Raw genomic sequence first — 23,682 nt, 5'->3', positions numbered from 1 at the left:
GGTACCGCTCGCGGTGATGGCTAGGGTGGGCGCGTGTTCCTCCTCGGCGATCGTGTCATCTACAGCGCCAGCGACCTCGCGGCGGCGGCGTCCTGCGAAATCGGACTGCTGCGCCGACTCGACGGGCTGACCGGTCTGATCCCGCGCACGGTGTCCGCCCCCGATCCGATGCTCGACCGCACGTCCGCACTCGGATTCGAGCACGAACGCCGTCAGCTCGAGGCCTTCCGACAGCGCTTTCCCGGCGGAGTTCTGACGATGGACCGACCGGGACGGACGGCGCAGGAGCTGGCCGACGCGGCCTGGGCCACGTTCACCGCCCTCACCTCACGCACGCCCGTGGTCTATCAGGCGACCTTCTTCGACGGACGATTTCTGGGGTTCTGCGACTTCCTGGTGGCCGAGGGTGCTCGGTACGCCGTGTACGACACCAAGCTCTCGCGGCACGCGAAGGTACCTGCCCTGCTGCAGTTGGCGGCCTACGCCGACGCGCTGCGGACGGGCGGAATCCAACCGAGCGACGAGGTGCACCTGATGCTCGGCGACGGCAGCGACTCCGCTCACTCGCTCACCGAGATTCTTCCGGTCTATCGGCAGTCCCGAGATCATCTGCAACACATACTCGACGAGCACCACGCCGAGGGAACCGTCGTCGATTGGTTCGACTCGCGCTACTCCGGCTGCGGACAGTGCGAGGCCTGCACGGTCGAGGTGGAACAGCACCGCGATCTGGTGCTCGTGGCAGGCATGCGCGCGAGCACCAGGGACAGACTGCTCGACGCCGGCATCTCGACGGTCGACGAACTCGCAGCATCGACCGGCGGCGTGGACGGCATGTCGTCGCGCACGGTGACCAACCTGCGCGCTCAGGCCGCACTGCAGGTTCGCCAGGAACACACCGGCGACGCCGAATTCGAGATCTTCGACGCCGAGGCACTCGGGGTGATTCCCGAGCCCGATCCGGGAGACATCTTCTTCGACTTCGAGGGCGACCCACTGTGGGCCGAGGCCGGCAGTGCCGAATGGGGACTCGAGTACCTCTTCGGGGTCTACACCGCCGACGGTGACTTCCTCCCGTTCTGGGCGCACGATCGCGCGCAGGAACGCCGTGCCCTGATCGACTTCCTCGACTACGTCTCGGCCCGTCGCGCCGTCCACCCGAACATGCACGTCTACCACTACGCGCCGTACGAGAAGACCGCACTGCTACGCCTCGCCGGCCGGTACGGGGTCGGTGAGGACGCCGTCGACGACCTGCTGCGGCACGACGTTCTGGTCGATCTCTATCCCGTCGTACGGTCTGCGGTGCGCATCGGAGCCAGGTCCTACAGCATCAAGAAACTCGAACCGCTGTACATGCCCGCCACCCGCGACGGAGATGTCACCGACGCTGCCGCGTCGATCGTCGAATACGCGAACTGGTGCGATCTGCGAGATCAGGGCAAGGACGCCGAGGCCGCAGCTCTCCTCGCCGACATCGCCGAGTACAACCGCACCGATTGCGAATCGACTCTACGACTGAGGGATTGGTTGCTCGGGCGCGCGTCGGATGCCGGTGTCCAGCCACGGGCGACGCAGCAACTGGAACTCCACGACAGTGCCGTCGACACCGCAAGTCCGTTGGAACTCGAACTCGCCGACTACGCGGGCCTACCGTGGCAGCGCACCTCGACGCAGCAGGCCGTCGCATTGTTCTCCGGCTCCATCGGGTACCACCGGCGCGAGCGAAAGCCGTTCTGGTGGGCCCACTTCGATCGACTGACCCATCCGATGGACGAGTGGGCGGACGCCGCGGACGTGTTGAAGGTCGAGCGGGCCGAGCTGGTGCACGACTGGATGAAAACTGCACCACAGCAACGGGTTCTACGACGGCAGATCAAGCTGCTGGGGCACCTGACGGGCGGTGCCCTGTCCGGCTCGAAGGTCAAACTGCTCTACGACGACCCGGCCCCGGAGGGGTTGCCGAAGCAGCAGCCGACCCATCGCGCGACCACGACGGTCGAGATCGTGGAGACCGGCTACGAGGGCACCCTCGACATGGTCGTGGTGCAGGAGAACCTCCGCAAGGGTGTGGACGAGTACCTCGACTTCCCTGTGGCCACCGCGCCCGAAGCGCCTCCTGCAACCAAGCACCTCGAGCAGGCCATCGTCGCCGTCGCCACCGACGTCAGCGCCGCCCTGCCACACCTTCCGAGCACAGCCGTCGCCGATCTGCTGACGTTGTCGCCGCCCCGAACCCGTTCCGGCACCGGCCTTCCCGAGGTGCGCGCCGGTGACTACGCGACAGCCGTCACGGCCGCCCTGCTCGATCTGAACGACTCCTATCTCGCCGTGCAAGGTCCGCCCGGGACCGGAAAGACGTACACCGCAGCGCGGGTGATCGCCGAATTGGTCGATGTACATCACTGGCGGATCGGTGTGGTGGGCCAGTCGCATCACGTGGTGAACAATCTGCTGGACACCGTCGTGGCGGCCGGGGTGGATCCGAGCCGGGTAGGCAAGAAAGCACCGACTGCGCACACCGTTCTGGATCCGACGGACTATTCCCGCTTCGTCACCGACGCCGACGAGGGCTGCGTGGTCGGCGGCACCGCATGGGACTTCTCCAACCCGGGCCGAATCCCACCCCGATCGCTCGATCTCCTGGTCGTCGACGAGGCCGGGCAGTTCTCGCTGGCCAACACCATCGCCGTCTCGGTGTCCGCGCGCAATCTGCTCCTGCTCGGCGACCCGGCGCAGCTGCCGCAGGTCAGCCAGGGCACCCATCCCGAGCCCGTCGACGAGTCGGCTCTGGGCGCGATCATGAACGGGCATCCGACGCTGCCCGCCGATCGCGGGTACTTTCTGGCGACGACGTGGCGGATGCATCCGGATCTGTGTGCGCCGGTCTCCGCGCTGTCGTACGAGGGCAAACTCGAGTCCAACGTGGCTGTGACACAGGCACGTTCGCTGTCAGGACTGGAGCCCGGCCTGCACGTCGCCTACCTGGACCATCACGGCAACTCCACGGACTCGGTGGAAGAGGCCGACGAGATCGTTGCGCGAGTCCAGGATCTGCTCGGCCGGCTCTGGAGCAACCCGCAATCGTTCGAGGGAACGCGGCCGATGCATCAGGGCGACTTCGTGGTGGTCGCGGCCTACAACGCGCAGGTGGCCGTCATCGTCGAGCGCCTCGCGGCGGCCGGACTCGACGAGGTTGCGGTGGGAACCGTCGACAAGTTCCAGGGTCGACAGGCCCCGGTGGTGCTGATCTCGATGGCGGCGTCCGCGATCGAGGACGTTCCGCGCGGCATGGGATTTCTGTTGTCCCGCAACAGACTCAATGTCGCGGTCTCGCGTGGTCAATGGGCGGCGATACTGATCCGATCACGAGCACTGACGCAGTACCTGCCGTCGACTCCGGCCGGACTGGTCACCCTCGGCACCTTCATGAGTCTGTGCGAGAACGCGGTTCAGCCGAACGCCATGCCCTCGCCGCGGTAGGTGGGGACCGCCTCGACGGACCCGTCGGCGTGCACCAGATGCACGGTGTCGAATCGCTCGCACAACTCGCCCGCCTTGGCATGACGAAACCAGACTCGATCGCCGATCCGCACCTCACCTGCTCCGCTCACCGGAGTCTGGACCTCGCCCGCACCCTCGTTGCGCAGCAACTTCAGACCGGACGTCACCACTCCCCTGGCCTTTCTCGACCACGCGATCGGCCGCGGGGATCGCGACGTCGACGCCGGACCCGACGCGATGTAGCCACCGCCGAACAGCGTCGCGATCTGCGGCGTCGGCTTGCGCACCGCGGGCAGCGCGAAGAACAGCGAGGGCTCGGCCGAGAATGCGCGATACCGATCGAAGAGCGTCGGCGCGAACAACCCCGATCCGGCGGTGACCTCGGTGACGACCGGATCGGCCGCCGAGAAGTCGATCGACCCGGTGCCGCCACTGTTGACGATTTCGATCCGCCCGACCGCCGCGGTCACGGCCTCGACCACTGCTGTTCTGCGCGTGGAGATCTCGCGGGACGACAGGGACTTCATCCATTCCACCGCGACGTTGGAATCGGGCACACCGGCGATCTGTGCCTCGTAGAACATCAGCCCGACCACCCGGAACCCTCGCGCCTGCGCCACCCGCGCGAAGGCAGCGACCTGCTCGGGTTCGCGCAACGGAGAGCGCCTGACGCCGATGTGCAGCGGACCGATCCGCAGTGAGGCATCGACATCGATACAGATACGTGGCTTGAGAAGATCGCTGGCGGTGGCGTCGCGCACGATGTCCAACTGTGCGACGTCGTCGACCATCAGCGTGATGCGACCCGACAGCACCCGATCGTTGACGACCTCGGCGAGGGCGGTGCGATCCACCGTCGGGTACCCCATCAGGATGTCCTCCACGCCGTGGCGCGCCAACCAGATCGCTTCACGCAGGGAGTAGGCCATGACGCCGTTCACCCCGTCGGCCGCGAGCACCCGATCCAGCACGGCCCGGCACCGAACGGACTTGCTCGCGATCCTGATCGGCACTCCGTCCGCTCGCGCCCGCAACGCCGCGGCATTGGCATCGAGAGCGGCCGAATCGACTGCAGCCAAAGGCGATTCGAGCCCCTCGGTGGCAGCTGCGATACGGGACAGTGGTGTCGTGTCGGTGGTCGCGACACCGGCGATCGAGCTCATAGGGAACATTCCTTCGTCGTCGTTGCCGGGCCTACACAGTCAAACACTCCGCGGCCGAGAAGTCCCGGTGAGCATCGGCGAGGCCGGTCCTTCAGCGATCGACGGCCTTGCTCGCGATCAGGCCCGACAGGTCGTCGATCTGCGCCAGCACTTCGAGATCGTCGCCGTCGACCAACCACCGCAGCACCAGACCGTCGAGGGTCGCCATGCCGAAGCGCGCGATCGACGCCACCGGCTCCAGCCATCGCGTTCCGGTATGGGCGGAACATTGCTCGAAGAACACCCGCGCCTCGGAGTCGCGAATTCGATACTGCCCACTGGCGATCTCGGCGGCCGTGGCCGATCCGAGCGCCCGATGGCGCAGCAGGTAGGTCTTGATCTCGTAGGCGAGCAACTGTCGGTCCGGTGACTTCTCGATCAGCAACCACACCGCGCTCAGACCGCCGTGCACCAGTTCTCGCAGACCACGGACACCCGGGAGTTCTCGCGTGCCCACGGCACTGTTCAACGCGGCATGCAGAATCTCGGTGACGTCGACGATGAGGTGCTCCCCCATCGCGATCACCAGATCCTGCTTGGTCTCGAAGTAGTACTGCACGATGCCCTTGGTGACGTCGGCGTGCTCCGAGAGTGCACGCACGGTCAGGGACTCGATGCCCACCCGCTCGGCAACGTCGATGGCCGACTGCACCAGTTGTGCGCGTCGCACATCCGCGGGCAGCCTCGATTGCATGACCCGATACTAGGGTGCGGGCGAGTTCTGTGCCTTGGATTGCCCCAGGGGAGCGCGCTGCGGGATAGTGATTCGATGATCGAGCGGTCGTGGCAGAACTGGGCGGGCAATCAACACGCGTTCCCGTCGGACCGCGCCGAGCCGACGTCGGCCGACGAACTGCGCATCGTGCTGGCGGGTGCCGTCGAGCGATCTCGTACGGTGCGATGCGTCGGGGCCGGTCATTCCTTTACCCCGATCGCCGTCACCGACGGCGTGCAGATCAGCCTGGATTCGTTGCGTGGGATCGAATCGGTCGTCCGTAACGACGACGGTTCCGCCCAGGTGACGGTGCTCGCCGGCACCCGGCTGCGCGAGCTGACCGCCCAGCTGTGGGACCTCGGCCTGGCCATGACCAACCTCGGCGACATCGACGAACAATCCGTCGCCGGAGCCATCTCCACGGGTACCCACGGAACCGGGGCCCGTTTCGGAGGCATCGCGACCCAGGTGCATGCGCTGGAGCTGATGACCGCGGACGGCGAACTCGTTCAGTGCTCTCGCGAGGAGAACACCGAACTGTTCGACGCGGCCCGTGTCAGTATCGGTGCGCTCGGCGTCATCACCCGAGTCACGCTCGAGTGCGTTCCGGCGTTCGCTCTACGGGCCGTCGAGAAACCGTCGACGCTGACGGCAACGCTCGCCGAGCTCGATGTCACCGTCGCTGCCGTCGACCACTTCGAGTTCTACTGGTTTCCACATACCGACCGAGTGCTGACCAAACACAACACCCGCCTGCCGGGCGACGCCGTGCTGCGCCCGCTGGGAAAGGTGCGCTCGTACCTCGACGATGAACTACTGTCCAACACGGTCTTCGAGGGGCTCAACCGCCTGGTGACGCGAGTGCCGGCCCTGATTCCTCGCCTCAACGCGGTCTCTGCCCAGGCACTGTCGGCCCGCGAGTACACCGACCGCTCGTACCGGGTGTTCGCGTCCTCCCGCACCGTCCGGTTCGTCGAGATGGAATACGCGGTACCGGTCGCCGACATCGGCTGGGTGCTGGGCGAGGTCGATCGCTGGCTCGAGCGATCTGCCATCTCGATCGCGTTCCCCGTGGAGGTCCGGTTCGCCGCGGCCGACGACATCTGGCTGTCCACCGCGTACGGACGCCCGACGGCCTACATCGCTGTCCACCAGTACCACCGCCGCGATCACCGCGAGTACTTCGACGCCGTCGAAGCCATTTGTCGCAGCGTCGGCGGCCGGCCGCACTGGGGCAAACTGCACTCCCTCGGCGGCGACGAGCTGCGCGATACCTACGAACACTTCGACAACTTCGTGCGCATCCGCGACTCGATGGACCCGGGAAAGTTGTTCGGCAGCGAGTACCTCGAGCGTCTGCTGTCGTGAGCGGTAGTTCGTAGACTGCTACGAAATACCGCGCACGACCGTTTCGCTTACATTGGAGCGAGTGAGCACAGGAAAACGCGCGCTGTCCGGCATCGTCGCCGCCGGAGTCGTCCTCGGTGTCGGTGAATTGATCGCCGTCCCCATCGGATCCAACTCGTCACCGCTGACGGCCGTCGGATCCTCGGCAGTCGACTACAGTCCTGCCCCGATCCGCGAATGGGCCATCGATACGTTCGGCACGTCCGACAAGCTCGCCCTGTTCGTCGGCATGGCGGTGGTGATCGGAGCCATCGCCGCGGCAGCAGGAATCGCCCGCAAGCCGATCGGTGCAGTCGTGTTCGCCGCCCTGGGCGCTGTGGGTGTACTCGCCGCAGTGACCCGACCGGACGCGACGGCCCTGTACGCAGTCCCGACCATCGGCGGTGTCATCGTGGGCATCGTCGTGCTGCACGCCCTCATCGGTGCCGCGGCACCTGCGACCGAGGGCATGAACCGACGCAGCTTCCTGACCCTCGCTGCCGGTGCCGCGGTACTCGGCGTCGTGGCCGGAACAGCCGGACGAATGCTGACCTCGGCGCGCGCAGTCACCGCGGATCGACTCGGCTTCATGCTTCCGACGCCCACTCCGCAACCCCCGATACCGGCCGGGGCAGACCTGCAGATCGACGGCCTCGCGCCGTACATCACCCCGAACGAGAATTTCTACCGCATCGACACCGCGCTGGTCGTGCCGCGGGTGGCGTCGGATACGTGGTCGTTGCGGATCCACGGCATGGTGGACCGCGAGATCGAGCTGACGTTCGCCGACCTCGCCGAGCGCCAGGCAGTCGAGAAAACGGTCACCCTGACCTGCGTGTCCAACATCGTCGGCGGGGACCTCGTGGGCAACGCAACGTGGATCGGCTACCCGCTCAAGGACATTCTCGAAGAAGCAGGCATTTCACCGGACGCCGACATGGCGCTGTCGTCGAGCAGCGACGCCTTCACCGCGGGCACTCCCCTCGAGGTACTGCTCGACGGCCGCGACGCCCTGCTCGCAGTCGGCATGAACGGCGCGCCGCTCCCCGTCGAGCACGGCTACCCGGCGCGGCTCGTCGTCCCCGGTCTGTACGGATACGTCTCGGCGACCAAATGGGTCACCGACATCGAGATCACCCGATTCGACCGCGCGACGGCGTACTGGACCGATCGTGGCTGGGGCGCTCTCGGACCGATCAAGACGGCCTCGCGGATCGACACCCCGCGTTCGGGCAGCTCCACGCCGGCCGGTCGGACGGTGATCGCGGGCGTCGCCTGGGATCAGCACACCGGCATCGACGGCGTGGAAGTGCAAGTGGACGAGGGCAATTGGGTGCCGGCCACGCTCTCGGAGGAGTACTCCAAGGACACCTGGCGGCAGTGGACAGTCGAGCTGGACCTGCCTGCCGGGCAGCACGCGATCCGTGCCCGGGCCACCAACTCCGCCGGAGAACTGCAGACCAACAAGACCGCCGACACCGTTCCCGACGGTGCCACCGGCTACCCGAAAATCTCGGTGACGGCGAACTGATCTAGACGGTCGCGCTGATCTAGACAGTCACGAAGCTCGCGCGTATCGAGTTCTCGGCCAACTGCTGTCGCTCGGCCGCGGTGAGGCCCATCCCCGCTTCGAGGGCAGAGAAGTTGTCGTCGACGTAGCCGCCGAAGTAGGCGGGATCATCGGAATTGATCGACACCGACAGGCCGCGCTCGAGCATCTGCCGCAACGGCAGCTGCTCGACGTTGTCGATCACCTTGAGCCGAACGTTGGACAGTGGGCAGACGGTGAGCGGGATCTGTTCCTCCACAAGGCGATTCACCAATGCCTCGTCTTCCAGGCACCGCACCCCGTGATCGATGCGCTCGACCTTCAGCAGGTCCAGTGCCTGCCAGATGTAGTCGGGCGGGCCTTCCTCACCGGCGTGGGCGACGACGTGCAGACCCTCGGCGCGCGCCTTGGCGAACACATCGACGAACAACGACGGCGGGTACCCGACCTCGGCGGAATCGAGACCGAGCCCGATGATCGGAGCCTGCATCGCCAACAGGTCGTCGAGCAGTTGATTGGCGTGCAGCACCGGCTTGTCACGCAGGATCGATGCGATCAAGCCACTGGTGACACCGAATTCGCGCTCACTGGTCGCGCACGCGTCGGCCAGTCCCTCGACGACGGCCTCGAGGGAGACACCGCGCTCGGTGTGCGCCTGCGGGTCGAAGAAGATCTCCGCGTGCGTGACCCCGGCCTGAGCGGTGCGGCGGAAGTAGGCCCGAGCCAGATCTGCGAAATCCTCGGCGGTCTGCAACACGGCCATGTTGGCGTAGTACAGATCGAGGAAGGATTGCAGGTCGGTGAACTCGTACTTCGCGCGCAGTTCGTCGATATCGTTGTACGGCAACGACAATGCGTTACGCTCCGCGAGCTCGAAAATCAGCGGAGGCTCTAGCGACCCTTCGATGTGCAGGTGCAGTTCGGCCAGCTGATCAGTACTCACTCGCTCGATTCTACTTGCCCGTGTACGTCGCTTTCCCCGGACCGACCTCGAGGAAGCTCTTCACCGCACCCCGCAGATCCTCGGTCTCGAACAACGCGCCGGAGACCTCCGAGGTGATCTCGTCGGCGTGCGCAACGCCACCCGAACGCCACGCTGCCACAATCTGTTTCGTTGCCGAATGCGCGACGGTGGGGCCGTCGGCCAGTCGATGCGTCAGCGCGAGCGCCGCGGCGTCGACATCGTCGTGGATCTGGTTGACCACGCCCCACTCCTTCAACGTCTGTGCGTCGTACAGATCTCCGGTCATGACGAGCTCGCGAGCCCGACCCGAACCGGCCCGCTCGGCCAGACGCTGCGGCCCACCCATCGACGGCGTCAGACCGACGACGGTCTCGACCAGACCGAACTTGGCCTTGGGACCGGCGAGAATGATGTCGCAGGCCAACGAGATCTCGAACGCCGCGGTGAGCGTCAACCCGTGTGCGGCATAGATCACCGGGCAGGGCAACGCCTCGAGTGGATGGGCAATCTGCGCGAACAGTCCACGCCACAGATCGGCACCTTGCGCGGCGGACAGGCCCTCGAAGACATGCACGTCGACGCCTGCCGAGTTCACCTTGCCCTCGGCGCGGAGCAGCACCGCACGAGGCGGTCGCGCGACGAGATCGGCAACGTTCGCGGCCACCGCGTCGAACATGGCCTGATCGAAGAGATTGAGCGGACCGTGATCGAAGGTGAGCACGGCGACCTCCGCGCCTGCCGCAGTGGTCGATCGAACGAGCGAAGTGGGTGCGTCAGCCATGGTTCGCATAGTGCCACACCCGTCCGGGGACCTTGTTACCACCGAGTATTGTGCGCAGGAGAGTGAACGTTACCGAGAGGAACACCTAGATGAAGCGCAGCCTGTTCGAGTCCGACCACGAGGACTTCCGCGCATCGGTACGCGAGTTCGTCACCCGCACCATCACGCCGGTCGAGGAGAAGCTCGTCGAACAGCGATACATCGACCGCGACATCTGGCTCGAAGCCGGACGCAACGGGTTCCTCGGCCTCGAAGTACCCGAGGAATACGGCGGCAGCGGAGCCGAGGATTACCGATTCAACGCCGTCCTCGCCGAGGAACTCGCCCGCTCGAGTGCCGCGGTGGCGTCGTGCTTCGGTATTCACGTCGATATCGTCGCGCCCTACCTGGTCAAGCTCACCACCGAGGAGCAGAAGAAGCGCTGGCTGCCCGGGTTCTGCAGCGGCGAGATCCTCACCGCGATCGCGATGACCGAGCCGTCCGGCGGCTCGGACCTGGCTGCCCTGAAGACCACCGCAGTCAAGGACGGCGACGATTTCATCATCAACGGCTCCAAAACCTTCATCACCAACGGCAACTCCGCCGACCTCGTCATCGTCGCCACTCGCACGACGCCGGAGAAGAAGGCCAAGGGCATCACGCTCTTCGCCGTCGAGAACGGCACCGAAGGATTCTCCCGTGGCCGCAAGCTGGACAAGGTCGGCCAGCCCGAATCCGACACGGCCGAGCTGTTCTTCGAGAACGTACGCGTTCCGAGCTCGAACATGATCGGCGAATTCGACGGCGGCTTCATCCACATGATGCAGCTGCTCCCCCAGGAACGCATCAGCTGCTCGGTGGCCAACCTCGGACACGTCCGCCCCATTCTCGAGGAGACGCTGCAGTACGCCAAGGACCGCAAGGCATTCGGGCAGCAGATCGGCTCGCTGCAGTGGAACAAGTTCCTGCTCGCCGAGCTCGTCACGAAACTCGATGTGGCACAGGCATACATCGACAACTGCATTGCCGCCCACGGCATCGGTGAACTGACGGCCATCGACGCAGCCAAGGCGAAGTGGTGGAGCTCGCAGGTACAGAACGAGATCCTCGACCACTGCGTCCAGCTGCACGGCGGCTACGGATTCATGAACGAATACCGCGCCGCCCGCGCCTGGAAAGACGCTCGCGTGACCAAGATCTGGGCCGGATCGAACGAGATCATGAAGGAACTGATCGGCCGGGATCTGGGGCTGTAGAGCGGCTTCGCCGCATGTGAGCGGAACTTCGTAGTGGGCTACGAAGTTCCGCTCACATGGACTACTTGAACGCGGGCCGGGCGTAGAAGCAGACCGCGATCATGCCGACGATCAGCACGACGGCGGGCAGGATCAGCGACTGCGCCATGGCGGTGGTGAATCCGTCGCGCAGCATCTCCGGCACACGACCGGCGAATTCGTTTGCGCCCGACGCAGATCCACCGGCCGGCAGCTCTACGGCCAGCCTCGATTGAATGAGCGCGCCGATGCCGGCGCTACCGAGAACCGAGCCGATCATGCGGGTGGTGTTGTAGATGCCCGAGCCGGCACCCGCCTGACTCATCGGCAGATTGCGGGTTGCCGTGGCGGCCAGCGGTGACCAGATCAACGCGTTTGCCACGCCCATCGCCGCGACCGGGAGCAGCAGCTTCCAGATTGCGGTGGTGGGCGTCATCTCGTACGCGAACCACAGCAGCGCGGCCGCGAGGATGAATAATCCGGAGCCGGCGATGTAGCGGGGATGCGTCTTGTCGACGAGCTTGCCGACATTGGGCGCGAGGATTCCGGTGAGCAGCGCCATCGGCACGAACAGCAACGCCGACCGGGTAGGTGTCAGACCGGTGACACTCTGGGCGTAGAACATGATCGGCAGCATCATGCCGGACATCGCGAAGCCCATGGCTGCGATACCGACGTTGGACAACGAAAAGTTGCGGTCGCGGAACAGTGCCAACGGCACCAGCGGCTCGTTCTTGTTCACGGACTGCCAGTAGACGAACCCCGCGAAGACGAGCAACCCCACTCCGATGAGGATCCAGACGCCGGTACCCCAGTCGTACTTCTGCCCCTCCTGGATGCCGAAGACGATGCAGAAGAGCCCGATGGCACTGAGCGCAACTCCCAGTAGATCGAACTTGTGATCGTGAGTCGGTAACACCGGAACGAACCTCAGCGCCAACGCAATTGCGACAATTCCGACCGGCACGTTGATGAAGAAGATCCACTCCCAGCCGAGCGAGTCGACCAGAACACCGCCGAGAATCGGCCCGACGAGCGTCGCGACGCCTGCGACTGCGCCCCATGCTCCCATCGCAGTTCCGCGCTTCTCCGCCGGAAACACACGGGTGATCACGGCCATCGTCTGCGGGGTGATCATCGCCGCGCCGAGACCCTGAACCGCGCGCGCCGCGATGAGCATCTCGATCGACCCCGACAGTCCACACCACACGGACGCGAGGGTGAAGAGCACGAGGCCGGCGATGTACAGGTTCTTCGGGCCGAACTTGTCCCCCATCCGACCCGTGACCAGCAGTGGAACGGCATAGGCCAGGAGGTACGCGCTGGTGACCCAGATGACGTTGTCGATGTCCGTGTTCAGACCGGCGAGAATCGCCGGCTGAGCGACGGCCACGATGGTGGTGTCCACCAGAATCATGAAGAACCCGAGACACAGCGCCCACAGGGCGGGCCACGGTCTGATGTCGTTGTGCAGCGGGGCGGTCTCGACGGCGTTCATTGCGTTCTCCTGGTTCCCCGAGGCGTCGGGGTCGTGTGGCAGTTCCCCGAGGCGTCGGGGTCGTGTGGCAGTTCCCCGAGGCGTCGGGGTCGAGTGGCAGTTCCCCGAGGCGTCGGGGTCGTGTGGTCGGTGCCGATCGGTCAGGGTGGTGTGCTGTGCGGAAAGGCATGCGGCCACTCGAGCTCGCCGCTGTCGACGCGATCGATGTAGCTCGTCAACCACTTCACTTCAGCGTCCAGCATGTGGTAGGTGTAATCGATTCCAGCCCAGTAAATTTCGGATACGTTGCGTTCTCGCGCCAGGCGCTGGAATCCGGACAGTTCCTCGATTTCTCGAGCCAGGTCTTCGGTACGCGCACGGAGCAACGCGATCGCCTCGGATGCCGGGAGGTTGTGCATCTCGGACAGGCCCAGGGTGAACTGTGGGTATTCGCGCACCGGGGAGCGAAGGATCTCGGCCAGCCGGTCGACGAGAACCCGCCTGCCGGCGGGCGTGATCTCGTAGGTCGTGCGCTCGGGACGGTTACCCCCGCGGTCGGTTCCGACCTCGGTGATCAACTCTCGCCCGTGGAGTCGAGCAACTGCGTGATACAGCGAACCGGGGCGAATCTTGACGATCCGGTCCTCCTTGCGCTCGAGAAGGAGCTGATACATCTCGTAGGGATGCATCGGCCCCTCCGAGAGCAGAGCGAGGACCGAGACCCCCAACGGATTCACTGCGTCCCCTCGCATCGAACCCCACCCCACATCTGCATATCCCCACCGAATTATTCCAGTTGGAATATACGGCCATGGTTCGCCGAAGAGCAACCCGGACAATGCTCTGACCTGGGCATCAATCGGACATACTGCACACAGTGCCCCATCGAGCACGTACAAGGACACCGACCGTAGTCGGTGTCCCGTTCGAACAGACGAAGGCCGGATACTCGGAATTTCTTCCGTGTATCCGGCCTTGTCACCGAGTTTCTGGTGGAGATTACTTCGAGAAGGTCACTCCGCCAGGAGAAATCGGGTTACGAAGCTTGAATCAGATGGCGCGGACGCCGGTAGCCTGGGGGCCCTTCTGACCCTGGCCCACCTCGAACTCCACGCGCTGGCCCTCGTCGAGCGACTTGAAGCCGCTACCCTGAATCTCCGAGTAATGAACGAAAACGTCCGGTCCGCCACCATCCTGCTCGATGAAGCCGAAGCCCTTTTCGCCGTTGAACCACTTCACACTGCCCTGCGTCATTCTGTAAACCTTCTGTAAGCGAGCTAGATCTTCACGTCGAAGCTCTAATCTCAAAAGTGAGTCTGCCATCTATCGGCGCTGAGCGAAACACCGGGGGCGAAAAAGTTCGAAAGATTGCTTTGGGACGGTGAAACCGAAATGGTGCCCAGCGGCCGTGTGGCTACTGTTTCGGTGGTGAATTCCCCTCTACCCGCCGCGGGCCCATTCGATCGGCACAAACTCGACATCGTCCGGTTGGCCTGGTGTCGACGATTGCAGATGGACGATCGGGCCCTCGACACCGACGCGGACCGCGTCGAACATGTCGTTGCCACCGAGGACATCACCGTGTTGCGACTGGCCGAGACCACCGCGATCGTCGGTCCGCCCTGGGCCGTGGAAGCCTCCCGCGCTCTCGCCGGCCAGGCCGGTACCGACCGCGACTGGATCTCGTCACTGCTGGGCAGCCGCTCGGAGCGCTACGAGATCGATACTCACACGCTGGCTTACGGCACGGACATCGGCCATTCCATCGACGTGCACGACCCACTGATCTCCCACGATGCCGCGCACGCTCGCAACCTCGCCGCGCACTGCAGCGAGGCCGACGTCGCCGAGGCGTTCGGAGAGCCGGTCTCGCGGAACTGGTTCACGTTGCTCGGTGACGACCGACCGGCCGACTCGGCGCACTCGCTCGCCTCGGCCGGCTACTCGGAAGAGCAGCTGATCCTGGCCGACATGCGCGTCCTGACCGACCCGGATCATCGCCGACGGGGCCACGCTCAGGTGGTCGGCCGCCTGGCTACCAACGACGCCATCGACGAGGGCTTGATCCCGCAGTGGCGATCACGACCCGAGAACACCACTTCTCGACGCCTCGCCGCGCGGCTGGGCTATGTCGAAATCGGCGCGTGCCACACTGCGGTGCTCGGACCGTGACCCGGTTGAGGTGGCTCCGAACTGGGTAGCGTCGAGAAGAGCGCCAGCGCGCCAGAACGTGAACGATGTGAGGAGTTCGAAAGCATGGCCGACGATGCCGCATACGTGGAACCGGGCAAGGAATTCAAGCGCGACACCAACTACATCCCGACGCGAATCACCGCAGACGGCCGGGACGGCTATCCGGTGGAGCCCGGACGGTATCGTCTGATCGCCGCGCGAGCCTGCCCGTGGGCTCATCGCTCGATCATCGTTCGTCGGCTGCTCGGACTCGAAGACGTTCTGTCACTCGGCATTCCGGGGCCGACCCACGACCCGCGCAGTTGGAACTTCCAGGAAGAGCCGGGCGGCGTCGACTCGGTGTTGCAGATCCCGAGGTTGCAGGACGCCTACTTCGCCCGCTTCCCGGACTACGAACGCGGTATCACCGTGCCCGCCATCGTCGACGTTCCCAGCGGCGAGGTCGTCACCAACGACTACCCGCAGATCACCCTCGACCTGTCCACCGAATGGACGCAGTACCACCGCGACGGTGCCCCCGACCTCTACCCCGAGGCACTGCGGAGCGAGATCGACGAGGTTGCAGACCTCGTGTTCCGAGACGTCAACAACGGTGTCTACCGCTGCGGATTCGCCGGATCCCAGGAGGCGTACGAGAAGGCCTACGACCAGCTGTTCGCCCGCCTCGACTGGCTTGTCGAACGCCTGTCCACGCAGCGGTACCTCGTCGGCGACCACATCACCGAGGCCGACGTGCGGCTGTTCACCACCCTCGTTCGCTTCGATCCCGTCTACCACGGTCACTTCAAGTGCAACCGGAGCAAGCTCAGCGAGATGCCGGTGCTGTGGAATTACGCACGCGATCTGTTCCAGACCCCCGGGTTCGGCGACACGGTCGACTTCGACCACATCAAGCGGCACTACTACGAGGTGCACACCGACATCAATCCCACGGCAATCGTGCCCAAGGGCCCGGACCTGGCGGGGTGGCTCGAACCCCACGGCCGCGAATCCCTGGGAGGATCGCCGTTCGGCGACGGAACCGCTCCCCCGCCGCCGAAGCCCGACGAGCTCGTTCAGCCCGATCACTGGGTGCGCTGACGCTCCCTGCCGAACGGCCAACCACACTCGCGACCGAAAGAGGCATCGATGGCAGGAAAGAAGGACGACGCACAGGTCGAGGTCGGGGGCGCAGGCAAGCTCGAACGTGCGCTGGTCAACATTCTCGACAACGCCAGCCGCCTGCAGGGACCGGCCGTCGAGAAGTACGTCGCGCACGTGCGTCGAGCACACCCGTACGACACCCCGGCCCAGATCATCGAACGCCTGGAGAAGCGATTTCTCCTCGCGGTCACCGGCAGCGGCTCGGCCGTGGGCGGCGCAGCGGCGATCCCCGGCGTCGGGACCGTCGCCTCGCTCGCCGCGGTGGGTGCCGAAACCGCTTTCTTCATCGAGTCCTCGGCCCTGCTGACTCTGTCGGTTGCGTCCGTGCACGGCATTCCAGTGGAGAACCACCAGCAACGACGAGCTCTGGTGCTGTCGGTCGCACTGGGCGAATCGGGCATGCAGATCGTGCAACGGACAGTCGGAAAGACCGCCAAGAACTGGGGACCGCTGATCACCTCCCGCATCCCGGGCGGCTCGATGACGAGCATGAACAAGTCGCTGGTGAAGAAGTTCATCTCGAAATACCTCGCCAAGCGCAGTGCGCTGCTGGTCGGAAAGATGCTGCCCGCCGGAATCGGTGCGGCGATCGGCGGGGCGGGCAACCGCGCAGTGGGCAAGGGTGTCATCAAGAACGCACGCGACGCGTTCGGTCCACCCCCGGCCCGGTTCCCGGAGAATCGCATCATCGAACCGGACGAATGAGAATGCCCGGAATCTTCGAGAGGCTGCTGCGTTGACATCGAACATGACCTCCACACCTGAACTCGGCAAGTACGGCGTCTGGCGACTGCACTCGGCGTTCACTCCGGAGTTGTCCCGCGCCATCGAGTCCTTCGGTTACGGGACCATCTGGCTCGGCGGCTCCCCGCCCGCGGATCTGACGACCACCGAGGACATCCTCGACGCCACGGAGACGGTCGTCGTCGCGACCGGCATCGTCAACATCTGGTCGGACGCAGCGGCCGACGTCGCCGCGTCGTATCACCGGATAGAGAAGAAGCACCCGGGACGATTTGTCCTCGGCATCGGTGCGGGCCACCCGGAGGCGGTACAGGAGTACACCAAGCCGTACGACGCCTTGGTGGCCTACCTGGACGCTCTCGACGAGGCCGGAGTTCCGGTGGAGCGGCGCGTCCTCGCCGCGCTCGGGCCGAAGGTGCTCGCGCTGGCCGCCGCCCGCACCGCCGGTGCGCACCCGTACCTGACGACGCCCGAGCACACCCGTGAAGCACGAGAGGCAGTGGGACCGAACAAGATCCTGGCACCCGAACACAAGGTGGTCCTCGAATCGGATCCGGAGAAGGCGCGCTCGATCGGGCGGCCACCGGTCAACAATCCGTACCTGCACCTGCGCAACTACACCAACAATCTGAACCGACTCGGCTACTCCGACGAGGAGATCGGCGACGGCGGTAGCGACCGACTCATCGACGCACTGGTAGCGCACGGTACGGCCGACGCGATCGCCGCCCGATTGAACGAACACCTCGACGCGGGCGCTTCGCACGTGACGCTGCACTCGCTCCCCGACGATGCCGATCCGCTCGAGACCTACCGAGAGATCGCCGCGGCGTTGCACCGCTGACGGAGAAAGGCGCTCTCGCGACGATGTCGGTCGCACCCCGTAGCCTCGGGTACCGGTTGCCGCGTGCAGCCGGTGCTCGAGGTGACCAACGGCCAGGGGGAATGCGCACAGATGACCAGCTATCCGGGAGCGGCGCTCGAAGCGCAAGCACTGACCAAGCAATTCGGCACGGTTCGCGCGGTGTCGGACCTGAGCTTCGTCGTGCCGCGGGGCACCGTCACCGGATTCCTCGGCCCCAACGGATCGGGTAAGACGACAACGCTGCGCATGCTGCTCGGACTCGTGGCTCCCACCTCGGGTGTGGGCCTCGTCAACGGCGCTCCGTTCCGAACGGCGATCCACCCGGCTCGCACGGTGGGAGCCGTCCTCGACTCTCTGAGCCTGCACCCCAAGCGCACTGCAGCACATCACCTGAAGATCTACACCGCCGCGATCGGCGTGCCGGACAGTCGCGCCCTCGACGTGCTGCATCTGGTGGGCCTCGGTGACGCCGCCGATCGAGCCGCAGGCGGCTTCTCGCTCGGCATGCGACAACGCCTCACATTGGCGACCGCGCTGCTGGGGGATCCGGAAATCCTCGTGCTCGACGAACCCGCAAACGGTCTCGACCCCGAGGGAATCGCCTGGCTCCGCGACTTCCTGAAGGCGTTCGCAGCGTCGGGGCGCACTGTATTGGTATCCAGTCACATCCTGCGCGAGATCGAGCAGACCGTCGACAACCTGGTGATCGTCAGCGCCGGTGCACTCGTGTACCAGGGTTCCATCGCGCAACTGCGATCGACGCGTCCGAGCCGCGTCCTCGTTGCCGCATCGGACCCCGCGGCCCTGGCATTGGCGCTGGCATCGAGCGGGTTCAACGACAGCCAACTGCTGCCCGACGGCCGCATCGGCGTCGCCGGTCCCGATGCGGCCACGATCGCCCGCATCGCGGCCGACGCCCAGGTGACGATCTTCGGCACCACCGGTGAACACGTCGACCTCGAGCAGGTCTTCCTCTCGATGACAGCGGGCCAGTACACCGCGGCGCCCGTTCAGCAGAATCCGTACGGCGGGCCGCCGCAGGGTTACGGCCCGCCGCCCGGTTACGGTGCGCCACAGCACTGGAACGGAGGTCCGCGATGAACGCGTTGCTGACGTCGGAGATCCGCAAGGTCACGACACTGAAGTTCTGGTGGGCACTGGCCATCGCACCGATCGTCGTCGGAGTGTTCGCGTCCGTCATCACGTCGGTGATCGCGAACCAGCTGGGCGAATTCGAGGAGGACCTCGACATTTCCGGCGGGGTCGCGTCGATCGGCCTTTACGTCGCCGCCGGTGCCGCGATTCTGTTCGCCGGCATCTTCGGTGCCGTCAACGCCGGAACCGAATTCCGCCACAAGACCATCACCACCAGCTTCCTGACCGCTCGCGGCCGCGACGGGGTGATCGCCGCCAAACTCATCGTGACAGCGCTGTTCGGCCTCGGGTACGGCCTGGTGGTACTGCTCGCCAGTTTGATCTGCCTGCTGATCTTCAACGAGCGGACAGTGCTGTTGGACGGCGCGTTCATCGGCGTGGTGGCGTCGTGCCTCCTCGCCGTCGTGCTGTGGTCGATGATCGGTGCCGGCCTGGGTCTGCTGCTCAAATCTCCGACGTGGGCCGCGATCGTGCTCGTCGCGTGGCTGCCGTTCGGCGAGGGCCTGATCTCGTTGATCCTGTTCGGACTCGGGCTCGGATCGGTCGCCATGGCGCTCCCGTCGAACCTGACCCTTCCGACCATGGCAGCGACTCAACTCGACGACGCGGGCGATCTGGCGTCGTGGCCGTGGGCACCGCTCGGTCTCGCTCTGTGGGCCGCAATTCTCATCGGTGTCGGCTGGTTTCTGGCCCGCACCCGCGACATCGACTGAGGACCCGGATGGGCGGGAGTGGAGCCTGCGGAACGACCCGGATCACAGGGACCAGGTGTTCGCAGGCGAACCGTGTCGGTGCTCGGGTCTACCGTGGTCTATCGATGGCACACAGTAATGCGGTGAAGGACCGTGCGACGCCCGGCCGCAGCTCGTCGGCACTCGACGGCGCAGAACCCGCGTCGGGTGCTCGGCGCGGGTGGATCAGACGTCTGATCGCGCAGTGCATGCTGCATCGGCGCACCGCACTCGGCGCCCTGGGCGTGACGATGATCGCCGCAGTCATAGACATCTCGTTCCCGCTGCTCACCCGATTGGCCATCGACGACGCGACCGCAGGCAGGGGCGAGAAGATCGCCACCGTCGCCGCCGCCATCGCACTGTTGGGTGTGGTGCGGTTCGCGTGCCAGTTCGGTCGACGCATGCTCGCCGGCCGGCTCTCGATCGACGTCCAGCACGATCTGCGCCTCGACCTGCTCGCCTCACTGCAGCGACTCGACGGACGCAAACAGGACGAGATCCGCACCGGCCAGGTCGTCTCCAGGTCGATCACCGACCTGCAACTGGTGCAGGGTCTGCTGGCCATGGTGCCCCTGTCGGCCGGAGCCGTTCTGCAGTTCGTACTGGCACTGGTGGTGATGGCCTATCTCTCGCCGCTGCTCACCGTCGTCGCGGTCCTCATCGTTCCCGCGGTGAGCATCGTCGTCTATCGCATTCGTCCGACTCTCTTCGCGGCCACGTGGTCGGCGCAACAGCGCGCAGCCGATCTGGCCCAACATGTCGAGGAAACCGTCACCGGCGTTCGAGTGGTCAAGGGGTTCGGGCAGGAAGCGCGGGCGGTGGACCGCATCGAAGCGCTGGGCCGCACGCTCTTTGCCGAGCGCATGCGGTCGGCCAAGATCAACTCGCGCTTCGCCCCCTCGATGGCCACCATCCCCCAACTCGGCCTCGTCGGAGTCATCGCCCTTGGCGGTTACCTCGCCCTGCAGGGTCACATCACCATCGGCACGTTCCTGGCCTTCGCCACCTATGTCGCAACGCTGTCCGCCGTCACTCGCACCGTCTCCTCCGTGGTGATCATGGCCCAGCTCTCCCGCGCGGCCGTCGAGCGCGTCTACGAGGTGGTCGACACCGAACCGTCCGACCCGGAACCCTCGAAGCCCGTCGCGTTGCCCGACGGCCCGCTCGGAGTCCGCATCTCCGAGGTGACCTTCGGATTCGAGCCCGAACGCGATGTGCTCACCGGCCTCGACCTGAGCATCTCGCCCGGGGAAACCGTCGCCGTCGTCGGACACGCGGGCTCGGGGAAGACGGCACTCGCCCTGCTGCTCCCCCGCTTCTACCGACCGTCGGAGGGGCACATCGAGCTGACGTCCGACGGGACGGCCATCGATATAGACGACCTCGACTCGACGTCACTGCGCGAGGCGGTGTCGCTGGTGTTCGACGAGCCGTTCCTCTTCTCCGACACCATTGCCGCCAACATCGCCCTCGGTAGGCCCGACGCCACCACGGAGGAGATCGAGAACGCGGCGCGCCTGGCGCAGGCGTCGGCCTTCATCGACGCGTTGCCCGAGGGCTACGACAGCCTCGTCGGCGAACGCGGCCTCACCCTCTCCGGCGGTCAGCGCCAGCGAATAGCCCTGGCCCGCGCTCTTCTCGTCGAGCCGCGCATTCTGATCCTCGACGACGCCACCTCCGCGGTGGACGCCGAGACCGAGGCATCGATCTTCGACGCGCTACGCGGCGTCCGTACCCGAGCGACACTCGTCCTCGCGCATCGGCGCTCGACCCTGACCCTGGCCGACCGCGTCGCCGTCCTCGACAACGGCCGCATCATCGACACCGGAACTGTGGACGAGCTGGATCAGCGTTGTCCGTTGTTCCGGGCCCTCCTGGCCGGCGGCGACGGCGACGGCGACGGCGAACCGAACGACTACGCCGCCTCGGAGCCGACCGCGAGCCCGTCCGCCGAGATGCTCTGGCCCGACACCTCTCCGGAATCGTCGGTCGCAGCCGCGACACCCGCGCCCGGAGGCGGTGGTGGTCACGGAACTGCGATGGCCGGGGCATTCGGCTCGCTCGCACCGACACCGGCGATCTCGCAGGCAGTCGCGGCACTGCCGCCGGCCACGGAGCAACCAGGCGCATCGGAAACCGAACTGCGTCGACCCGACCCGGAGTTCCGGTTGTCGCGATTGCTGAGCCCGGTGCGATTGTTGCTCGCGGGTGTGGTGGTGCTCCTCGCACTGGACTCGCTGGCCTCGATCGCCTTTCCCTCTCTCGTTCGCTATGCGGTGGACAGCGGAGTGGCGAGCGGAGACTCCAACACCCTGTGGATCGCCACCTCGATCGGCGTCGTGCTGGCAGCGGCGAGTTGGTTCGTCGTCTGCTGGACGACGGTCATCACCGCGCGCGCAGGTGAGCGAGTGCTCTTCGGACTCCGTGTGCGTAGCTACGCGCACATTCAGCGGCTGGGTCTCGACTACTACGAGCGCGAACTGTCGGGCCGCATCATGACCCGGATGACCACCGACGTCGACGCGCTCTCGTCCTTCATCCAGACCGGCGCATCGACGGCGGTGGTGAGCGTGCTGACCGTCGTGGGCATCGCAGCCGCGCTGCTGTTCACCGACCTGGTCCTCGGAGTGGTGGCACTTGCCGTGGTACCGCTTCTCGCCGTCGCCACCGTGATCTTCCGGCGTGTCTCCTCGGCCGCGTACTCGACCTCCCGCGAGCGCATCTCGATCGTCAACGCCGATTTTCAGGAGAACGTCACGGGACTGCGCGCCGCGCAGGCGTACCGACGCGAGGAGTACGCCGCGTCCCGGTTCGCCGAACGCTCCGACCGCTACCGGGCGAGCCGAATGCGATCGCAGACCGCCATCTCGGTGTTCTTCCCGCTCATCACTCTGCTCTCGGACATCGCGCTCGCGGTCGTGGTGTTCGTCGGCGCACACCAGATCGCCACGGGCACCACCACAGCGGGCACCCTCGTGGCATTCGTGCTCTATCTCGGGTTGCTCTTCGGACCCATCCAGCAGCTCTCGCAGGTGTTCGACGGCTATCAGCAGGCCCGGGTCGGTATCGGCCGGATCGGCGACCTGCTGCGCACCACGAGTTCGATCGAAACCGCCACCGCTGCGGCCACCACGGCGCTTCCCGACGGACGCCTGCGCGCCGATATCGATCTCGTCGACGTCGGCTTTCGGTATGCCGGAGCACAGTCCGATGCCCTCAGTGAGGTAAATCTCACCATCCCGGCGGGCACCACCGTCGCGTTGGTCGGACGGACCGGGGCAGGTAAATCCACGGTGGTGAAACTGCTGGCCCGGTTCTACGATCCCACCTCCGGATCGGTACGAGTCGGAGGCCACGATCTGCGCGACTATCGCCTCTCGGACTACCGACACCGACTGGGCGTCGTACCGCAGGAAGCCCATCTGTTCACCGGGACGGTCGCGTCGAACATCGCCTACGGCAGGCCCGATGCCAGCCGCGCCGACATCGAGGACGCGGCTCGATCCGTAGGGGCACTGAGCACCATCGCTGCACTTCGCGGAGGTATGCATCAACCGGTCGGCGAGCGCGGCCAAGGGCTGTCGGCGGGTCAACGGCAGCTGATCGCACTGGCCAGGGCCGAGTTGGTCGACCCGGACCTGCTCTTGCTCGACGAGGCCACCGCCACCCTCGACCCCGCAACCGAACGCACGGTGCTCGCGGCCGGTACTGCCGTCGCGCGTACTCGAACGGCCGTGATCGTCGCGCACAGATTGGCGACCGCCGCGCGAGCGGATCTGATCGTGGTGGTCGACGGCGGCCGTATCGTGGAACAAGGACGGCACTCGGATCTGCGGGCCCAGGGCGGCTTCTACGCGAAACTGTGGACTGCAGCCGAAACGAACCGGGGGAATAATTCGATAGTCCAAGGAGTCATCGACAACGAGGCCGATGGTTACCGGTGAGTACATATCACAGCTACGTCCCGGACGCACGTGAGCTGGACCAACGGTCTAGCCTGGACAAGTACGCGCGCTG

Annotated in this window: 18 protein-coding genes; 11 read left to right on the top strand and 7 right to left on the bottom strand. The window is 65.8% G+C overall.

The window, feature by feature from the left end:
- Window positions 1-33 precede the first annotated feature (33 nt).
- Complete coding sequence (locus tag AABD04_RS06795; RefSeq protein ID WP_341440616.1) at window positions 34-3,483, top strand: TM0106 family RecB-like putative nuclease; 3,450 nt, start codon at window positions 34-36, stop codon at window positions 3,481-3,483.
- Here AABD04_RS06795 and AABD04_RS06790 read toward each other — a convergent pair.
- Window positions 3,453-4,667, bottom strand: a complete 1,215-nt coding sequence (locus AABD04_RS06790; RefSeq protein WP_341440615.1) for an alanine racemase — start codon at window positions 4,665-4,667, stop codon at window positions 3,453-3,455. The genes AABD04_RS06795 and AABD04_RS06790 overlap by 31 nt on opposite strands.
- A 91-nt stretch (window positions 4,668-4,758) precedes the next feature.
- The gene (locus AABD04_RS06785; protein WP_341440614.1) at window positions 4,759-5,400 is read right to left on the bottom strand and encodes a TetR/AcrR family transcriptional regulator; all 642 of its coding nucleotides are present in this window, start codon (window positions 5,398-5,400) and stop codon (window positions 4,759-4,761) included.
- A gap of 75 nt (window positions 5,401-5,475) precedes the next feature.
- On the opposite strand from AABD04_RS06785, the gene AABD04_RS06780 reads away from it, so the two are divergent.
- Together AABD04_RS06780 and AABD04_RS06775 are read left to right on the top strand one after the other, a co-directional pair.
- Window positions 5,476-6,789: a D-arabinono-1,4-lactone oxidase gene (locus AABD04_RS06780; RefSeq protein WP_341440613.1), complete on the top strand. Its 1,314-nt coding sequence runs from the start codon at window positions 5,476-5,478 to the stop codon at window positions 6,787-6,789.
- Window positions 6,790-6,850: 61 nt separating this feature from the next.
- Window positions 6,851-8,338, top strand: coding sequence for a molybdopterin-dependent oxidoreductase (locus tag AABD04_RS06775; protein ID WP_341440612.1), 1,488 nt, complete (start codon window positions 6,851-6,853; stop codon window positions 8,336-8,338).
- A gap of 19 nt (window positions 8,339-8,357) precedes the next feature.
- Here the strand turns inward: AABD04_RS06775 and AABD04_RS06770 are convergent, their stop codons facing one another.
- Together AABD04_RS06770 and AABD04_RS06765 are read right to left on the bottom strand one after the other, a co-directional pair.
- Window positions 8,358-9,299 (bottom strand): adenosine deaminase, encoded by a 942-nt coding sequence (locus AABD04_RS06770; RefSeq protein WP_243596886.1) that lies wholly within the window; start codon window positions 9,297-9,299, stop codon window positions 8,358-8,360.
- Window positions 9,300-9,309: 10 nt separating this feature from the next.
- Complete coding sequence (locus AABD04_RS06765; protein ID WP_243596885.1) at window positions 9,310-10,101, bottom strand: enoyl-CoA hydratase/isomerase family protein; 792 nt, start codon at window positions 10,099-10,101, stop codon at window positions 9,310-9,312.
- 89 nt (window positions 10,102-10,190) lie between these two features.
- Here AABD04_RS06765 and AABD04_RS06760 point away from each other — a divergent pair, with 89 nt between their 5' ends.
- Window positions 10,191-11,336, top strand: coding sequence for an acyl-CoA dehydrogenase family protein (locus tag AABD04_RS06760; protein WP_243596884.1), 1,146 nt, complete (start codon window positions 10,191-10,193; stop codon window positions 11,334-11,336).
- A 61-nt stretch (window positions 11,337-11,397) separates the two neighbouring features.
- Here AABD04_RS06760 and AABD04_RS06755 read toward each other — a convergent pair whose 3' ends face one another.
- The 3 genes from AABD04_RS06755 to AABD04_RS06745 form a co-directional block, all read right to left on the bottom strand.
- Window positions 11,398-12,852, bottom strand: coding sequence for a DHA2 family efflux MFS transporter permease subunit (locus tag AABD04_RS06755; protein ID WP_341440611.1), 1,455 nt, complete (start codon window positions 12,850-12,852; stop codon window positions 11,398-11,400).
- Between the two features lie 140 nt (window positions 12,853-12,992).
- Entirely contained in the window at window positions 12,993-13,583 is a 591-nt protein-coding gene (locus AABD04_RS06750; RefSeq protein ID WP_243610279.1) for a PadR family transcriptional regulator, read from the bottom strand.
- Between the two features lie 298 nt (window positions 13,584-13,881).
- Entirely contained in the window at window positions 13,882-14,085 is a 204-nt protein-coding gene (locus tag AABD04_RS06745; protein WP_008714360.1) for a cold-shock protein, read from the bottom strand.
- 174 nt (window positions 14,086-14,259) lie between these two features.
- Here AABD04_RS06745 and AABD04_RS06740 point away from each other — a divergent pair, with 174 nt between their 5' ends.
- From AABD04_RS06740 to AABD04_RS06710, 7 genes are all read left to right on the top strand, one after another.
- Window positions 14,260-15,003, top strand: a complete 744-nt coding sequence (locus AABD04_RS06740; protein ID WP_341440610.1) for a GNAT family N-acetyltransferase — start codon at window positions 14,260-14,262, stop codon at window positions 15,001-15,003.
- An 84-nt stretch (window positions 15,004-15,087) separates the two neighbouring features.
- Window positions 15,088-16,104, top strand: a complete 1,017-nt coding sequence (locus AABD04_RS06735; RefSeq protein ID WP_341440609.1) for a glutathione S-transferase family protein — start codon at window positions 15,088-15,090, stop codon at window positions 16,102-16,104.
- A gap of 48 nt (window positions 16,105-16,152) precedes the next feature.
- Complete coding sequence (locus AABD04_RS06730) at window positions 16,153-16,872, top strand: hypothetical protein (RefSeq protein WP_335742026.1); 720 nt, start codon at window positions 16,153-16,155, stop codon at window positions 16,870-16,872.
- Window positions 16,873-16,915: 43 nt separating this feature from the next.
- Window positions 16,916-17,755, top strand: coding sequence for an LLM class F420-dependent oxidoreductase (locus AABD04_RS06725; RefSeq protein ID WP_341440608.1), 840 nt, complete (start codon window positions 16,916-16,918; stop codon window positions 17,753-17,755).
- A gap of 111 nt (window positions 17,756-17,866) precedes the next feature.
- Window positions 17,867-18,877, top strand: a complete 1,011-nt coding sequence (locus tag AABD04_RS06720; RefSeq protein ID WP_341440607.1) for an ABC transporter ATP-binding protein — start codon at window positions 17,867-17,869, stop codon at window positions 18,875-18,877.
- On the top strand, window positions 18,874-19,644 hold the full coding sequence (locus AABD04_RS06715; protein WP_341440606.1) for an ABC transporter permease: 771 nt from the start codon (window positions 18,874-18,876) through the stop codon (window positions 19,642-19,644). The genes AABD04_RS06720 and AABD04_RS06715 overlap by 4 nt, the downstream gene beginning before the upstream one ends.
- Before the next feature lie 227 nt (window positions 19,645-19,871).
- On the top strand, window positions 19,872-23,609 hold the full coding sequence (locus AABD04_RS06710; protein WP_341442976.1) for an ABC transporter ATP-binding protein: 3,738 nt from the start codon (window positions 19,872-19,874) through the stop codon (window positions 23,607-23,609).
- Window positions 23,610-23,682: the final 73 nt, after the last annotated feature.

This window comes from Rhodococcoides navarretei (genome assembly GCF_038069675.1).
Classification (GTDB): Bacteria; Actinomycetota; Actinomycetes; order Mycobacteriales; family Mycobacteriaceae; genus Rhodococcoides; species Rhodococcoides navarretei.
Note: the sequence above shows the minus strand (reverse complement) of the source record. Positions and strands in the feature narration are given on the sequence as shown.

Coding starts and splice junctions, on each gene's coding strand:
- AABD04_RS06750 (WP_243610279.1), bottom strand. CDS start 13,583: ATGCGAGGGGACGCAGTGAATCCGTTGGGGGTCTCGGTCCTCGCTCTG.
- AABD04_RS06760 (WP_243596884.1), top strand. CDS start 10,191: ATGAAGCGCAGCCTGTTCGAGTCCGACCACGAGGACTTCCGCGCATCG.
- AABD04_RS06780 (WP_341440613.1), top strand. CDS start 5,476: ATGATCGAGCGGTCGTGGCAGAACTGGGCGGGCAATCAACACGCGTTC.
- AABD04_RS06730 (WP_335742026.1), top strand. CDS start 16,153: ATGGCAGGAAAGAAGGACGACGCACAGGTCGAGGTCGGGGGCGCAGGC.
- AABD04_RS06715 (WP_341440606.1), top strand. CDS start 18,874: ATGAACGCGTTGCTGACGTCGGAGATCCGCAAGGTCACGACACTGAAG.
- AABD04_RS06710 (WP_341442976.1), top strand. CDS start 19,872: ATGCTGCATCGGCGCACCGCACTCGGCGCCCTGGGCGTGACGATGATC.
- AABD04_RS06745 (WP_008714360.1), bottom strand. CDS start 14,085: ATGACGCAGGGCAGTGTGAAGTGGTTCAACGGCGAAAAGGGCTTCGGC.
- AABD04_RS06720 (WP_341440607.1), top strand. CDS start 17,867: ATGACCAGCTATCCGGGAGCGGCGCTCGAAGCGCAAGCACTGACCAAG.
- AABD04_RS06725 (WP_341440608.1), top strand. CDS start 16,916: ATGACCTCCACACCTGAACTCGGCAAGTACGGCGTCTGGCGACTGCAC.
- AABD04_RS06765 (WP_243596885.1), bottom strand. CDS start 10,101: ATGGCTGACGCACCCACTTCGCTCGTTCGATCGACCACTGCGGCAGGC.
- AABD04_RS06790 (WP_341440615.1), bottom strand. CDS start 4,667: ATGAGCTCGATCGCCGGTGTCGCGACCACCGACACGACACCACTGTCC.
- AABD04_RS06785 (WP_341440614.1), bottom strand. CDS start 5,400: ATGCAATCGAGGCTGCCCGCGGATGTGCGACGCGCACAACTGGTGCAG.
- AABD04_RS06755 (WP_341440611.1), bottom strand. CDS start 12,852: ATGAACGCCGTCGAGACCGCCCCGCTGCACAACGACATCAGACCGTGG.
- AABD04_RS06735 (WP_341440609.1), top strand. CDS start 15,088: ATGGCCGACGATGCCGCATACGTGGAACCGGGCAAGGAATTCAAGCGC.